Raw genomic sequence first — 14,859 nt, forward strand, 5'->3', positions numbered from 1 at the left:
TTCCCCCTGTCCCTGCCCTGATGGCCGCGCTGCTCGTCGCGAACGACCCCCGTGACCGCGAGGGCGTGTGCTCCGGCCCGTCGACCACCTCGCCGACCTGGCGGCCGTCGTCGGCCGGGAGAACCGAGTCCGTCCAGCAGATCCTCGACTCACAGTTCGTCACAGAACAGCCACACAGGCTTCATGCAATCCACACGTGGCGCAATGATGGCTCCCCAGCACCAGAGTTCCAGGGGGGAACCATGCGCATCCGCACCATCGCGGCCGGACTCGCCGCCGCAGCACTCCTCACGCTCACCGCCTGCGAGGGCACGGAGGACACCGGCTCCAGCAAGCCGGCCACCACCGCCGAGGAGTCCAGCGACCAGACGAAGCAGGACACGGCCACTCCCGAGGTCAACACGGATACCCCCGCCGGCGAGGCCGGCGCCGACGAAGCAGAAGCGGAGACTGCGACGCTGCCCGACGTCGTCGGACAGGACCTCCAAGCCGCTCAGGACGAGGCGCAGGCCGCCGGGTTCTACGTCCTCGACGACCAGGACGCCAGTGGCCAGCAGCGACTGCAGGTCTTCGACCGCAACTGGACCGTGTGCAGCCAGGAGCCTGCTGCGGGTGAGCACCCCACGGACACTCCCGTGACGCTGTACGCGGTCAAGGACGGCGAGAGCTGCTGAACCCACCCCCAGACCGGCCCCGCCGCGTACCCCGTCGCGGCGGGCCCCGCTCCACCAGACCGCCCGCGTGCTCGGTACGGACCTCGCCGACGTCCACAGGTTGATCGAGTGAGGCCGCTTTGCTTCGCCCGGAGCCCCCGACAGAACTCCGGGCGCACGGCCAGTCCGGTCAGATGCACTCCAGGCGCTCGGCATCTACTCCTCAGGCGCACTGCTCGCCGCGAGTTCAATACCTCGCACGCGCGCCCGTAGCGGGCCGCACGGGGGGCTTCTCCGTGTTGCGCGCAATCCGCAGCCGACGCCCTCGGCCGGCAATCTGCCGCAATCCGAGAGCGCCACCGCACAACGACCGCGCATCCTGGACCTCCAACCACCGGGACACGGAGGCGACATGGCGCTCAGGTTCCTCGGCACCACCAGCGATGACGGTGACTGCCCCACCCTGTACGAGATCGAGGGCACGGACGAGGTCCTCGTGCAGGGGGACCGCGAGACCGACCCGCAGCACCTCGTGCAGCTGCGCGACGTGAAGCCATCCGAGACGTTCGTCCGCGTCCCCCGCAGCCTCCTGAGCCGGTACGCGCCCCGCAGCGTCACACCCGCCCTCCAGCCGTTCACCTCGATCTCGCACCTGTTCCGCGACTTCCGGCACACCGCCTTCCGGCTGGAGACCCGCCGCGGCTACGCCTCCGACCGCCAGTCCCCGCTCTGGCCGAAGTGGCAGGCAGGGGAAGACGTTGCCGCCGAGCCCGCCAACGCGTGGCGGCAGAACGTCCGCGCTCAGGTCGGGCAGGGCAAGAGGTTCGAGCGGGTGCGCCTGGTCGACGAGCCCTTGACCCAGGGGCAGCAGTTCCTCCTGGCTCGTGCGCCCAGCAACGTCGAGGCCGGCGAGGACATCCGCTACCTGCCCCGCAGCGAGGCCCACCCGCTACGGTTGCCCGACTACGACTTCTGGCTGTTCGACTCCAAGATCCTCGCCCGGTTCGCGTTCGACGAGAACGACACCACCCTCGGCGTCTACGTCACCGAGGAGCCCGCCGAGGTACTCGCCGCATGCCAGGCCCGCGACGCCGCCTGGCACCACGCGCTCCCCACAGCCGAGTTCGCGGAGCGGGTAGCTTCAACCGTGTGACCACCGACTTCCAGACCGCTCGCGAAGCCCTCGGCGCGCGCCTGCGGGAGCTGCGCACCGAGGCCGGTCTCGAAGGTAAGGACATCGCCGGCAAGCTGGGGTGGCAGACGTCGAAGGTCTCCCGCCTGCAGAACGGCAAGCAGACCCCGACCCGCGCCGATCTGACCGCCTGGGCGACCGCGGTCGGCCGCCCGGATGTCGAGCCGGAACTGCACGGCTTGCTCGCCGGCCTGGACATGAAGCAGCGGCACCGCTCGTGGCGTCGGCGACTCGCTGGCGGGCACCGCGGCCGGCAGGAGATCGCCGTCCGGCAAACCGAGAACACGACGCTGATCCGGGGCCTCGAGGTCTCCCGCATACCGGGCCTGTTCCAGACTCCCGAGTACGCGCGGGTCATCTTCGACAGCAACGCCGAGTTCCGCGGGATCCCGCCCACCACCGAGGCGGCCGTCGAGACACGCATGCGCCGTCAGGAAGCACTGTACGACCCCGCGAAGAGGTTCCGGTTCCTCGTCTGCGAAGCGGCCCTGTACCACCGATCGTGCCCAGTCGAGGTGATGGCCGAGCAACTCGACCGGCTCTACAACCTCGTCGGCCGGCGGCGCATCGAACTCGGCATCCTGCCCTTCGGAACCCAGCTGCGCCGCACCGCCCCGCACGCCTTCTGGATCTACGACCGGCGCCTCGTCATTGTCGAGACCATCAGCGAGGAACTGTGGCTGATCGGTGACGAGGACATCGAGCTGTACGAGCGGGCGTGGGACTGGCTTGGCGAGGCCGCCGAGTACGGGACGCCGGCGCGGCGCCTGATCGGCCGTGCGAGGGCCTCTCTGGACCTCACCTGAGCAACCGGACGCAAGCTTCCTGCCCGTGCGCGCAATCGCGCGCAATCGCCGCCCAGTGGTGCAATCGACCTCCGTAGCGTCGCGCTCATGGCCCTTCCGAGTACAGCGAAGCGTGAAGCCTCGAGGCCCTGGCGCCAATCCCGTCCGGCAGGGCGTGGCCGGGGGCTGAGGCTCCTCTCGTCGCGGGCATTCAGGCGCACGACCGGATCCCTTCCGAGAGCCGAGGGCCGGTCGTCGCCGATCCGACCCTGGACACCGCTTGGTGGCTCGTGCCGCTCGATGCCGCCGGACGTCAATACGGTCTCGGCCTGGACGCACAACACCGCCTGTAATCCGGGCCCGGTGAGGGCCGTTGTCGGGCTGCTGGCCCCCCTTACGCTGCACGGTCGTTGAACACCTGTAGTAACCCAGCGATCGGAGACCCATGGCAGGCATTGAGTTCGAAGCGAAGACCCTCGACGTCGACCCCGCGAAGATCGCGCAGCTCATCACCGAGGCCGGTGGTACCTGCACGAGCGGCACCCGGCTCATGCGGCGGTACGTCTACGACACCGTCCCGGCCGTCCCCGGCCGGTGGGTGCGGCTACGCGACACGGGATGCGACGTCACGCTGTGCGTGAAGCAGATCAGCACGGACGCCGTCGACGGCACCCACGAGACCGAGGTGACCGTCGACAGCTTCGAGGAAGCCGCCGCGCTGCTGCGCCTCACGGGCCTGACACCGCGCAGCTACCAGGAGAACCGGCGCACCTCGTACACGCTCGGCGCCGTCTGCCTGGAGGTCGACGAGTGGCCGCGCATCCCTCCCTACCTGGAGATCGAGGCCGACGACGCAGCGCAGGTGTGGGCGGCCGCCGCCGCACTGGGCATCGACCATGACCAGCTCACCTCGATCAACACCACCAAGGTCTACGACCTGTACGGCATTGACCTGGACTCCATCGCCGACCTGCGGTTCGAGTAGGCCGGCGCCCGCGACACCGGCCGGGGCACCGCGCCCCGACCGACCTGGAGAAGGGGGCACCATGCATGAGCTGAGCCATGTGCCGGTGGAAGTGACACCAGACCGCACCCTGCGCGTGAAAATCATCGACGCATGCGGTCTCGCCTGCTCGTTCTGCCACAACGAAGGAACACCCGTCGCCGCACTGGGCAGCACCGGACGCGTCTCCATCTACCTTCGCACCAACGGCGCCGACTTCCTGCCCGCCCGGATCGCCGCCGACCCGGACTTCGCCCTGGCCCTCGCGGCCGTGCGCGGCAGCCTCCCGACGAACGAGGTGCACTTCACCGGCGGCGAGCCGACACTGCACCCCGACCTGCCCGGCCTGATCGGCATCGCACGGCGCCTCGGGCTCACCGTCGGGCTCACCTCGAACGGCGAGAACGGCGCGGCGGTCCTGCCCGCCGCCGCGGCCGCCGGCCTCGACCGCATCAACCTGTCCGTGTTCGGCACCACCCCGGCCGAGCTCGCCGCCGTACAGGCCCCGCGCCTCGCCTCACCGAAGCTCGCCGAGCGCAAGCTGGCCGCCCTCGAGGCGACGATCGAGACCGCGACCGCGCACGGCATCAAGGTCTCCGCCAACATCGTGATCCCCGACCGCGGGCACGTCGACCGGGTGCTCCGCATCATCGAGCAGCACGGCCGCTCCGTCGTGGTCCGGATGCTCGTGTCGCTGGAGGACGGAGGCGCCTCCCTGGCCGCCGTGCAGGCCGTCGTCAGCCACCTGGGCGCCGTCCCGGTCCGCCGCCTCATCACGGCCGGGGCATCGGATCAGCGGGTGCGGTACCGCTTGCCGGACGGGCGCACGCTGTACGCGAAGAGCATCCGGCCCGTGCGCCTCCCCGAGACCTGCACGGACTGCCGGTTCAACAACCCGGACGACTGCCAGGAGGGGTACTACGGGGTCCGGCTGTACCGTGCCGCGGACGGCCCGTTCATGGTCGGCGTGTGCATCCAGCGCATGGACCTGTGCGTGCCGCTCGGCGAGTTCGTGATGAGCCGGCGTTGCCGGGAGGTGGCGGCCTTCCGCGACGACGAAGCGGCACGGCTGACCCGTCTGCACGCCAGGCCGGCAGCGACCCGTGGACGCCGATGATGGGCCAGGTAGAGGAATGCACCGGGCTTGGCTGACAGGAGCAGAGCGCAAGCTGTGCGTGTTGAGGGAGGCAAGACGCCGTCTGAACTGCGGTTATACGGTTCTCTGCAGATCCACTGATCGATTCTGCTCCGACGCGCCCCGAAGCGCCCGATATGCGAGGTGTGCGGGGTGCGCCTACCGTGGCGGCATGGGTGACGCGGTGGAACTGGAGGTGGCCGGCCGGACCGTGCGGCTGTCCAGCCCGGACAAGGTGTTCTTCCCGGAGCGCGGCTTCACCAAGCTGGACCTGGCCCGCTACTACATCGCCGTCGGCCCCGGCATCCTGCGCGCCCTGCGCGACCGGCCCACCACCCTGGAGCGCTACCCGGAAGGCGTGAACGGCGAGAACTTCTTCCAGAAGCGGGCGCCGAAGAACATGCCCGACTGGATCCCCACCGCGCACATCACCTTTCCCAGCGGCCGCAGCGCCGACGAGATGTGCCCCACCGAGGCCGGAGCGGTGGTGTGGGCCGCCCAGTTCGGCACCCTCACCTTCCACCCCTGGCCGGTCCGCCGCGACGACGTCGACCACCCGGACGAACTCCGTATCGACCTGGACCCGCAGCCCGGCACCGACTACGACGACGCCGCCCGCGCCGCCTACGAACTGCGGTCGGTGCTCGACGAGTTCGGCGGGCTGCGCGGTTTCCCCAAGACGTCCGGCGGCCGGGGCCTGCATGTCTTCGTGCCCATCGAACCGCGCTGGACGTTCACCCAGGTCCGCCGGGCCGCCATCGCCGTCGGCCGGGAGATGGAACGGCGGATGCCGGATCAGGTCACCATCAAGTGGTGGAAGGAGGAGCGGGGCGAGCGCATCTTCATCGACTACAACCAGACGGCCCGCGACCGCACGATCGCCTCCGCCTACTCCGTACGCCCCCGCCCGCACGCCCCGGTCTCCGGGCCCCTGCGCTGGGACGAGGTGGGGGTCGCGCACCCCCAGGACTTCGACCTCGCGACCATGCCCGCGCGCTTCGCCGAACTCGGCGACGTGCACGCGGACATGGACGACGAGCGCTATTCCCTCGAGGCCCTGCTCGACCTCGCCCGCCGCGACGAACACGACCACGGACTGGGCGACCTGCCGTACCCGCCCGAGTATCCGAAGATGCCGGGAGAACCGAGGCGCGTACAGCCGAGCAGGGCCCGCAAGGAGAAGGAGCCTCCTACAGCTCCTTGATCCGGATGTCCCGGTACGAGACCACATCCGTCGTGCCGTGCACCTGGAGCCCGATGTAGCCGGAGGCGAAGCGCCGCCCGTCCGTGCCCGGGTCGTCCGAGCGGGGCGGGCTGAACTCCTGGCCGCCGGTGTTGTCGAACTCGTTGATCAGCACGCCGTTGCGGAAGACCGAGTAGTGCTGGCCCTCCACCCGGATCTCGTAGTCGTTCCAGGTGCCCTTCTGCGTCACGCCGGCGCCGGCCAGGCCCACCCGGTCGAAGCCGTAGACCGAGCCGGTCTTGTACATGTCGCCGTCGGGCCGGTCGAGCACCTGCACCTCGTGCCCGTACTTGATGGCGACCCACTCCGGGCGGGACTCCTCCGGGTGGTCGTGGACCCAGGGGAAGCGGACGAAGACACCCGAGTTGGCGTTGCCGGTGCCGGGCGCGTCGTCACGCCACTGGAGCTTCAGCGAGAAGTCGCCGTACTTGCGCTGCGGGAACCACAGCATGCCCATGCCGGGCGTCGTGGTGCTGGAGGTGATCGTCCCGTCCGGGTTCAGCCCGAACGAACCACCGCCCACCTGCTGCCACTTGCCGAGGGACTCCGCGGAGCCGTCGAAGAGCGTGCGGTAGCCCTCGGTCTGCCCCGGCTTGCCGATCCCGGACTGCCGGGCCGCCTTCCGGATCGCCTTGGACTCCCGCTGGTCGATCACACCCTCCTTCAGCAGCGCGTCCAGGACGGAGTCCACGTGCTTGAGGAACAGCGCCTGGGACGTCCACTCCTTCTCGTCCTCGATCAGCTCGCCGATCCGGCAGCGGTTGTCGGTGACCCGGTTGCGCACCCCTGAGTCGACCGTGCCGACGATCACCGTCAACCGCTCGTCGTACTCCGGGCAGTCCGGCGCCGGGACCTGACCGGAGACGACCGTGAAGGTCACCGTGCGGGCCGCGGCGGTGTTGCCCGCCTTGTCCGTCGCCCGGTACGCCACGGTGTGCGCGCCCGCCCGGTCGACCACCACCGGCGCCGAGTACGCCAGGTACGGGCCGCCGTCCAGCGAGTACTCGATCCGCTCGACACCCGAGCCGTGCTCGTCGGTCGCCGTGACCGTCACCCGGGCACTGTTGACGTACGCCCCGCTCGCGTTCTTCGTGCCCTCCACGGTCACGCCGGTCACCGGCGCGGTGGTGTCCGCGGGCGGCGCCGCGACGACCGTGAACCGCACGTTCTTCTCCGCCGCCACGTTGCCGGCCTTGTCGGTGGCGCGGTAGCGGACGGTGTGTTCACCGACCTGGTGCACCATCACGGGGCCGGTGTACGGCTGCCAGGCGCCGGAGCCGATCGCGTACTCGATCGTGTTGACCCCGGTCCCCGTGTCGGAGGCCGAGACGGTGACCGTCGCCATGTCGATGTACGCCCCGGCGGCATCGCGCTCACCGCTCACCGTCGCCGAGGTCTCCGGCGCGGTGGTGTCGTCCGACTGGGGAGCGACGACCGTGAACGCGGCGCTCTTCTCGGCGGAGACGTTGCCCGCCTTGTCGAACGCCCGGTAGCGGACCGTGTGGCTGCCGACCTGGTCGACGACGACCGGCGTGGTGTACGGCTGCCAGGCACCCGCGTCCCCGATCGCGTACTCGATCCGTTCGACGCCGGAGCCGCCCTCGTCGGTGGCGTGCAGCGCCACGCTCGCCGAGCCGACGTACTCGCCCTGCGGGTTCTGCGTGCCGCTCACGTGGGCCGACGCCTCGGGCGCCGTGGTGTCCTCGCCGGTGCCCTCGGTCACCGTCAGGATGCCCTGCATCTGGCCGTGGCCGGGGATCGTGCAGTGGTAGAAGTACCGGCCGGGCGTGAGCGTGACCTGGGCGGTGTGCTTGCCGCCCTGGGCGTCGTTCGGGTTGGCCAGGATGTTGAGCTGCACGTCGCTGTTGAACTCGGGGTCGCTGGTCACGAACGTCAGCGTGTGCGGCATGCCCGTGGTGTTGCCGGTGGCCGCGCTGTTCTCGAAGACGATCGTGGCCGCGCCGGCGACCGCCGTCTTCGGCGCCGAGAGGTACTTGTCGATGTCGTTGCCGGCCGTCCAGGTGAGCACCTGGTCGGCGGCCTCCTTCGCGGGCTGCCCGGCGGCCGGCAGTGCCTGCACGCCGAGCATCATCAGCAGGGCGGCCAGCAGGGCGGCCCACACTCTTCGTTGCCGGATCACTCGGTCCCCCTCGCCAACTGGCCGGCGGCCGGGGTCGGCCCGCCGCCCTTGTAGGTGACCCGCCACAGGGCCGACTTGGAGTCCGAGGTGAAGAAGCCGCGTCCGTAGTCGAGGACGTACAGCGCGCCGTCCGGACCGAACTTCCAGTCCATCAGGTTCTTGATGCCGTCGTTGCCGATCGGCACGATCTTCTTCAGTGACTCCGAGTGCACCGGCAGACCGCCGTCGCCTTGCGTCTTCGGGTCCATGAGCACCGCGTTGCGCGGCTGGTCGGCGTCGTAGAAGTCACCGACGAACCACTTGCCGTCCCAGTACGCCGGCCACTTCACGGCGCTGTCGGCCGCGACCGTGCCGTACCGGTAGACCGGCCCGTTCATCGCGGCCTGCCCGCCGCCCTTCAGCCAGGGCAGCCGGTAGGTGGCCTCCGCCGGCTTGTAGGACGGGACACCGTTCGCGTCCCGCGGGTAGTCCGGGCCGCCCCCCGAGGGCGAGTACCAGATGTTGTTGCCGGTCACCGGCGGCAGGTTGACCAGGCCGTCGTTGTTCGGCGACTCGTTCTTCGGGTGGTCGCAGTCGTACCAGCCCAGCGGCTTGGTCGGGTCCGGCAGATTGCGGTCCCGGTAGGGCTGCTTGTTGCCCATGCAGTACGGCCAGCCGCGGTTGCCCGCCTCGGTGATGGCGGCGAACGTGTCGTACTTGGCCGGACCCCAGGTCGTCGAGGGCGCGCCCGCGTCCGGGCCGACCCAGCCCGCGTAGAGCACATCGGTCGACTTGTCGACGGAGATGCGCGCCGGGTTGCGGACGCCCATCACATAGATCTCACCGCGCGTCTTGCCGCCGCCCTCATCGGGCTCCTTCCCGGTGAAGAGATTGCCCGCGGGGAGCGTGTACGTCCCGTCCGGCTCCGGGTGGATGCGCAGGATCTTGCCGTTGAGGTTGTTGGTGTTGCCCGCGGTGCGGCGCGCGTCCGCGAAGGAGACGCCCTTGTAGTTCGGCTCCGGGTTGTTGCCCGAGTAACCGGAGCTGAAGCCGCTGGAGTTGTTGTCACCGGTGGCGATGTACAGGTTGCCCTTGGAGTCCCAGGCCATCCCGCCGCCCGCGTGGCAGCAACTGTGGATCTGCACCGGCCACTTCAGCAGGACCTTCTCACTGGCGAGGTCCAGCTTGTTCGTGCTCCGGTCGAGCGTGAACCGGGAGACCCGCCGCTCCGCCATCCGCGTCTCACGGTTGATCCGCTCGTGCGGCGTGTAGTGCAGATACACCCAGCCGTTCTGCGCGAACCCCGGGTCCAGCTCGATGCCGAGCAGCCCCTCCTCGACCTTGACCAGTTCGTCGCCGCCGCCCTTGTTGCCGAAGACGGTGAGCGCGCCGGCCAGGGTGACCTGCTTGGTCCTGGGGTCGTAGACGTGGATCTCGCCCTTGCCCTTGCCGATGTCGGGGTTGTTCCAGTCCGTGATCACGGGCTGCGAGGAGTCGGCGCCGCCCCGGCCGATGTAGAACACCCGGCCGTCGAGCGCGGTGACCATCCCGTGCGGCTCGCCGATCTGGTCGTTCTGCCCGGGCTGGTTGGGCTTGGTCAGCCGCTCCGCAGCGTAGTTGGCGTTGATGGTCGCCTTGCAGTCGGCCTGCTCCAGCCGGGTCGTCCACATCAGCGCGCCGCGCAGATGATCGCGGAAGTCGGTCTCGTCGTAGGACGACACCGTGCCGCCCATGCCCGTGTAGAAGGACCGTCCGCCGTCGTAGTCACGGCACCAGCTGACCGGATGGTCCCAGCCGTTGGAGCCCGAGCCCGGCTGGTACGTCGACTCGCGGACCCGGGCCACCGTGTGCACGTCGCCCGAGGGGTTCTTCACCCAGTTCAGCCACCGGTCCGGGCGCTTCCACTGCACCGGCAGGCTCTTGGTGGCGGGGTGCCCGCGGTCGCCGACCTCCACGGTCGCGCGCTGGACGGCCGTAGGGCTGGAGGCGGCCGGGCGGGCACCCACCAGGCCGGTGAACCAGTCCGAGTACGGCTCGGCGCGCGCCGCGTCATGAACGCCGACGAACCCGCCGCCGGCCTCCATATAGGCCTCCAGGCCGGCCTCCTGCTCGGCGTCGAGGACATCGCCCCCGCCGGTCAGGAACACGATCGCGTTGAAGCGGCCCAGCCTCGTCTCGTCGGTGAACACCGAGGCGTCGCCGGTGGCCTGCACCTTGAAGCGGCGGTTCGCCGGGCCCGTCAGACCGATGTCCTCGATGGCCTCGATCCCGGCGTTCACCACCGGCGACTCCTCGCCGGCCGCCGCGGAACCGTGGAAGATCAGCACCCGTACGTTCGCGCCGCCCGGCGGCGACTTGATCGACATCGTTGTCAGCGGGGGTTCGGGGTAAGGGCGCGCGTTCGCGGCGGGTCCCGACAACAACCCGGCGGTCACGATTCCGGCGGCAACGGACGCCGCCCAGACGCGTCTTGACTTGCTCAGCCCTCGTAAGCGCATGGGCACCTCCTCGGTCACAGCAACACCGCCAAGGAAGCTAGACCCCTTTGCGCATTTCGCCAATACCTATGACCGTGATGGCACCAACTTTGTCTTGAGTGTGGATAAACGGGAGCGCGGCCGGTACCGTCGCACAGGTTCATCACAGGTACGCCTCCGTAAATGCCATACCAGGGTGGGGAGTTCCGCATGGACAGACGCAGCTTCAACCGGCGGGTCCTACTGGGCGGCGCGGCCGTCGCGACATCGTTGTCCGTAGCGCCGGAGGCCGTCAGCGCCGCCGGACCGGTGAAGACGGCGCCCGCCGGGGGCGAGGTGAAGCGCATCAAGCTCTACGCCGAGAAGCTCCCCGACGGGCAGATGGGCTACGGCCTGGAGAAGGGCAAGGCGAGCGTCCCGGGCCCGCTGATCGAGCTCAACGAAGGCGACACGCTGCACGTCGAGTTCGAGAACACCATGGACGTGGAGGTCAGCCTGCACGTCCACGGCCTGGACTACGAGATCACCAGCGACGGCACGAAACTGAACCGCAGTCATGTCGAGCCGGGCGGCACCCGCACCTACACCTGGCGCACCCACGCCCCCGGTCGCCGCAAGGACGGCACCTGGCGCTCGGGCAGCGCGGGCTACTGGCACTACCACGACCATGTCGTCGGCACGGAACATGGCACGGTGGGGCTTCAGAAGGGCCTCTTCGGCGCGGTCATCGTCCGCCGCAAGGGCGACGTCCTGCCCGACCGGACACACACGGTCGTCTTCAACGACATGCGCATCAACAACAAGCCGCCGCACTCCGGGCCGAACTTCGAGGCCACGGTGGGGGACCGGGTGGAGTTCGTCGTGATCACGCACGGCGAGTTCTACCACACCTTCCATATGCACGGTCACCGCTGGGCGGACAACCGCACCGGCATGCTGACCGGCCCCGAGGATCCCAGTCAGGTCATCGACAACAAGATCACGGGCCCGGCGGACTCCTTCGGCTTCCAGGTGATCGCGGGGGAGGGGGTCGGCGCCGGCGCCTGGATGTACCACTGCCACGTCCAGAGCCACTCCGACATGGGGATGGTCGGGCTGTTCCTGGTGAAGAAGCCGGACGGCACCATTCCGGGGTACGACCCGCACGAGCACGGCGACGAGCCGGCGGGCGGCGGGCACGCGCACGGGGAGGTGTCGGCGGGCGGCGCCCACGAGCACTGACGGACGGCCGCTCTCCCCGTCCGCGCCGGTCGGCACGCGAGAGCGCTCTCACCACGCTGCGTGTCCAGGGCTATCCTGATCCGCAGCCGCAGGTGAGGAGCCCGAAGTGACCGACACAGCGCCGCGTCCCACCCTGGAGGCCGTCGCCGCCCGGGCGGGTGTCTCGCGGGCCACCGTGTCCCGCGTGGTCAACGGCGGGGACGGGGTGCGGGACGTCCTTGTGGAGCGGGTCCGCAGGGCCGTCGACGAGCTCGGTTACGTGCCCAACCAGGCCGCCCGCTCCCTGGTGACCCGGCGGCACGACGCGATCGCGGTCGTCGTCGCCGAACCGGAGACCCGGGTCTTCGCCGACCCGTTCTTCGCGCTCCAGCTGCGCGGCATCAGCAAGGAGCTCACCGCCCACGACAACCAGCTCGTGCTGCTGCTCACGGAGGGCCGGGACGACCACGCCCGGGTCGGCCGCTACCTCGCCGGCGGACATGTCGACGGGGCCCTCGTCTTCTCCCTGCACCTCGACGACCCGCTGCCGGAGCTGATCCAGCGGGCCGGCATCCCCACCGTCTTCGGCGGGCGGCCCGACTGGAGCGGTGACCGGCGCGAGGTGGTCTACGTCGACAGCGACAACCGCGGCGGTGCCCGCGACGCCGTGCGTCACCTGGCCGGTCTGGGCCGCACCCGGATCGCGCACATCACCGGCGCCCTCGACCAGACCTCCGCCGCTGACCGCCTCGACGGCTACCGGGACGTCATGGTGGACGCCGACCCGCGGCTGATCGCCGAGGCCGACTTCACCCCGGCCGGCGGCGAGCGGGCGATGCGCGAGCTCCTGGAGCGCTGCCCGGATGTGGACGCGGTGTTCGCCGCCAACGACCTCATGGCCTCCGGGGCGCTGCGCGTCCTGCGCGGGTCGGGCCGCCGGGTCCCCGACGACGTGGCCGTGATCGGCTTCGACGACATGCGGCCCGTCGCGGAACAGACCGACCCGCCCCTCACGACGGTCCGTCAGGACATAGAGGAGATGGGCCGCCTGATGGCCCGCCTCCTCCTGCGCGGCCTCGACCGGGACGCCCCGCGGGAGGGCGTCGGGGCGACCCCGTCGAGCGTGGTGCTGCCGACGACGCTGGTACGGCGGGGGTCGGCCTAGCGGGTGTCGTCGCGCGGCGGGTGACACGTCCGCCCCACGGGGGGGGCGCGACCGCACCACCCCTCGGCTGCCCGCTTCAGCCGCCCTGATGAGGTTCGCCCTGATGAGGTTCGCTGCGGATCACGGCGAAGCGGGCGCCGTAGGGGTCGGCGAGTTTGGCGAGGCGGCCGACGGACGGGAGGTCCGTCGCGGGGAGGCGGATCGTGCCGCCCAGTTCCCCGGCCCTGGCCACGATGGCGTCCGGGTCGGCGACCTCGAAGTACGGCAGCCAGTACGCCTCCTCCTCGCCCGGGGCGTCGGCCAGCGGGACGACACCGCCGAACATGGCGTCCTCGCTCTCCCCGGCGGGGCTGAACGCGGTGTACGTGCCGCCGGCGAAGTCCACGCCGAGGGTCTCCAGGCCGAGCACGGAGTGGTAGAAGGCCGCCGCGGCCGGGACGTCCGCCGTGTACAGCTCGACCCAGCACAGCGAGCCGTGCTCCTGGACGACCTCCAGACCCTTGTTGCGGCCCGGCTGCCACACGCCGAAGGGCACCCCGGCCTGGTCGGCGAGGATCGCCATCCGGCCCAGGTCCTGGACGTCCGTCGGCTGCACCATCACCGCACCGTGCGCCTGCTCGGCCGCACGGGCCGTGGCGTCCGCGTCCGGCGACTGGAAGTACACCGTCCAGGACGGCGGGCCCTGCTCCGGCGTGGTCTGCATGCCTCCGGCGGCCGTCCTGTCCCCGAGCCGGAACAGGCCGTACCCGCCGACCTCCGGGCCGCCCGGCTCGAACCGCCAGCCGAACAGTCCGCCGTAGAAGGCGGCTGCGCCGTCGATGTCGGGGGTGCCGAGATCGATCCAGTTCGGAGCGCCGGTGACGTAACGGGTGGTGAGCATCGTCGCCCTCCTCGCACAGGGGCCCGTCGTCTGCACTGCCGAGTCTTTCACCGCACGGTGCCGACCGCCGCCGGAGCGCGGCCGCGGCGGGGATTTCGGTGTTTCCGCGCGCCGCCGTGCGCCGGCCCCGTCCGGTGGGCCACCATCGAGGCGGCCCGGGGCCGTGAACGCGGTGTTGATCCCGCGTTGATCGAACGTTTTTCGCCGCCCGCGACGCTCTCGGGCATGCACATCGACACGATCACCTCGCCCGAACTCGAATGGCAGCAAGAGGCGTTGTGCGCGCAGACGGGGGCGGACTTCTTCTTCCCCGAGCCGGGCAGTTCGGTGCGGGAGGCGAAGCGGATCTGCGGTATGTGCCCGATCCGCGCGGCCTGCCTGGAGTACGCGCTGACCCATGACGAGCGCTTCGGCGTCTGGGGCGGACTCTCGGAGAAGGAGCGCCTGGAACTACGACGCGTGGCGCGGTAGGCGCCGGGGGAGTGGGGCGGCCACGGGGGTGGGCCCGCCCCGGGGTGGGCTGCTACGGGGTGAGTCCGCCACGGGAGTGGGTCCACCGCGGGGGTGGGCTGCTACGGGGGTGGGCCCGCCACGGGAGTGGGCCCGCCGCGGGGGTCGGTCCGCTGCGGGGGTGGGCCGCCCCGGGAGTCGGCCCACCGCGGGGTGTGCCCGCCACGGGAGTGGGCCCGCCACGGGGGTGTGCCCGCCACGGGAGTGGGTTCACCGCGGGGGTCGGTCCGCTGCGGGAGTGGACCCGCCGCGGGGGTGGGCCGCTACGGGGGTGTGCCCGCCCCGGGAGTCGGCCCACCGGGTGGGCTCGCCACAGGTGTGGGTTCACCGCGGGGGTGAGCCGCCGCGGGGGTGAGCCGCCACGGGAGTGGGTCCACCGCGGAGGTGGGCCGCTACGGGGTGAGCCCGCCGCAGGAGTGACCCCGCCGCGGGAGCCGGCCCACCGCGGGAGTGGGTCCGGCTCCGGTGTGGGTCCGTCGCGGGAGCGGGGCCCGGTT

The 14,859-nt window shown here is 70.8% G+C and carries 12 protein-coding genes; 9 read left to right on the plus strand and 3 right to left on the minus strand.

Annotated features, from left to right (window positions below; genetic code table 11):
* The first annotated feature begins 242 nt into the window (after positions 1–242).
* From IGS69_RS34835 to ligD, 6 genes are all read left to right on the plus strand, one after another.
* Positions 243–674: a PASTA domain-containing protein gene (locus IGS69_RS34835; RefSeq protein ID WP_232543681.1), complete on the plus strand. Its 432-nt coding sequence runs from the start codon at positions 243–245 to the stop codon at positions 672–674.
* Positions 675–1,065: 391 nt separating this feature from the next.
* A complete protein-coding gene (locus tag IGS69_RS29895) occupies positions 1,066–1,806 on the plus strand; it encodes a DUF6879 family protein (protein ID WP_190903573.1) in 741 nt (246 codons plus the stop codon).
* Positions 1,803–2,651, plus strand: coding sequence for a helix-turn-helix domain-containing protein (locus IGS69_RS29900; RefSeq protein ID WP_190903574.1), 849 nt, complete (start codon positions 1,803–1,805; stop codon positions 2,649–2,651). The genes IGS69_RS29895 and IGS69_RS29900 overlap by 4 nt, the downstream gene beginning before the upstream one ends.
* A gap of 424 nt (positions 2,652–3,075) precedes the next feature.
* Positions 3,076–3,615 (plus strand): CYTH domain-containing protein, encoded by a 540-nt coding sequence (locus IGS69_RS29905; RefSeq protein ID WP_190903575.1) that lies wholly within the window; start codon positions 3,076–3,078, stop codon positions 3,613–3,615.
* 61 nt (positions 3,616–3,676) lie between these two features.
* On the plus strand, positions 3,677–4,750 hold the full coding sequence (locus IGS69_RS29910) for a radical SAM protein (protein ID WP_190903576.1): 1,074 nt from the start codon (positions 3,677–3,679) through the stop codon (positions 4,748–4,750).
* Between the two features lie 190 nt (positions 4,751–4,940).
* Entirely contained in the window at positions 4,941–5,972 is a 1,032-nt protein-coding gene (gene ligD / locus IGS69_RS29915) for a non-homologous end-joining DNA ligase (RefSeq protein ID WP_190903577.1), read from the plus strand.
* On the opposite strand, the gene IGS69_RS29920 is transcribed toward ligD, so the two are convergent.
* The gene (locus tag IGS69_RS29920) at positions 5,959–8,103 is read right to left on the minus strand and encodes an OmpL47-type beta-barrel domain-containing protein (protein WP_232543813.1); all 2,145 of its coding nucleotides are present in this window, start codon (positions 8,101–8,103) and stop codon (positions 5,959–5,961) included. The two genes, ligD and IGS69_RS29920, sit on opposite strands and share 14 nt — an antisense overlap.
* A gap of 44 nt (positions 8,104–8,147) precedes the next feature.
* Positions 8,148–10,628 carry a ThuA domain-containing protein gene (locus IGS69_RS29925; RefSeq protein WP_190903579.1) on the minus strand — a complete coding sequence of 827 codons (2,481 nt, stop codon included), beginning with the start codon at positions 10,626–10,628 and terminating at the stop codon, positions 8,148–8,150.
* 189 nt (positions 10,629–10,817) lie between these two features.
* Here IGS69_RS29925 and IGS69_RS29930 point away from each other — a divergent pair, with 189 nt between their 5' ends.
* Both IGS69_RS29930 and IGS69_RS29935 read left to right on the plus strand, forming a co-directional pair.
* Positions 10,818–11,828 (plus strand): multicopper oxidase domain-containing protein, encoded by a 1,011-nt coding sequence (locus IGS69_RS29930; protein WP_190903580.1) that lies wholly within the window; start codon positions 10,818–10,820, stop codon positions 11,826–11,828.
* Between the two features lie 106 nt (positions 11,829–11,934).
* Positions 11,935–12,972: a LacI family DNA-binding transcriptional regulator gene (locus tag IGS69_RS29935; protein WP_190903581.1), complete on the plus strand. Its 1,038-nt coding sequence runs from the start codon at positions 11,935–11,937 to the stop codon at positions 12,970–12,972.
* 76 nt (positions 12,973–13,048) lie between these two features.
* Here IGS69_RS29935 and IGS69_RS29940 read toward each other — a convergent pair whose 3' ends face one another.
* Entirely contained in the window at positions 13,049–13,852 is an 804-nt protein-coding gene (locus IGS69_RS29940; RefSeq protein ID WP_190903582.1) for a VOC family protein, read from the minus strand.
* A gap of 225 nt (positions 13,853–14,077) precedes the next feature.
* On the opposite strand from IGS69_RS29940, the gene IGS69_RS29945 reads away from it, so the two are divergent.
* Positions 14,078–14,323 carry a WhiB family transcriptional regulator gene (locus tag IGS69_RS29945; RefSeq protein WP_190903583.1) on the plus strand — a complete coding sequence of 82 codons (246 nt, stop codon included), beginning with the start codon at positions 14,078–14,080 and terminating at the stop codon, positions 14,321–14,323.
* Positions 14,324–14,859: the final 536 nt, after the last annotated feature.

The organism is Streptomyces tuirus (genome assembly GCF_014701095.1).
GTDB lineage: Bacteria > Actinomycetota > Actinomycetes > Streptomycetales > Streptomycetaceae > Streptomyces > Streptomyces tuirus.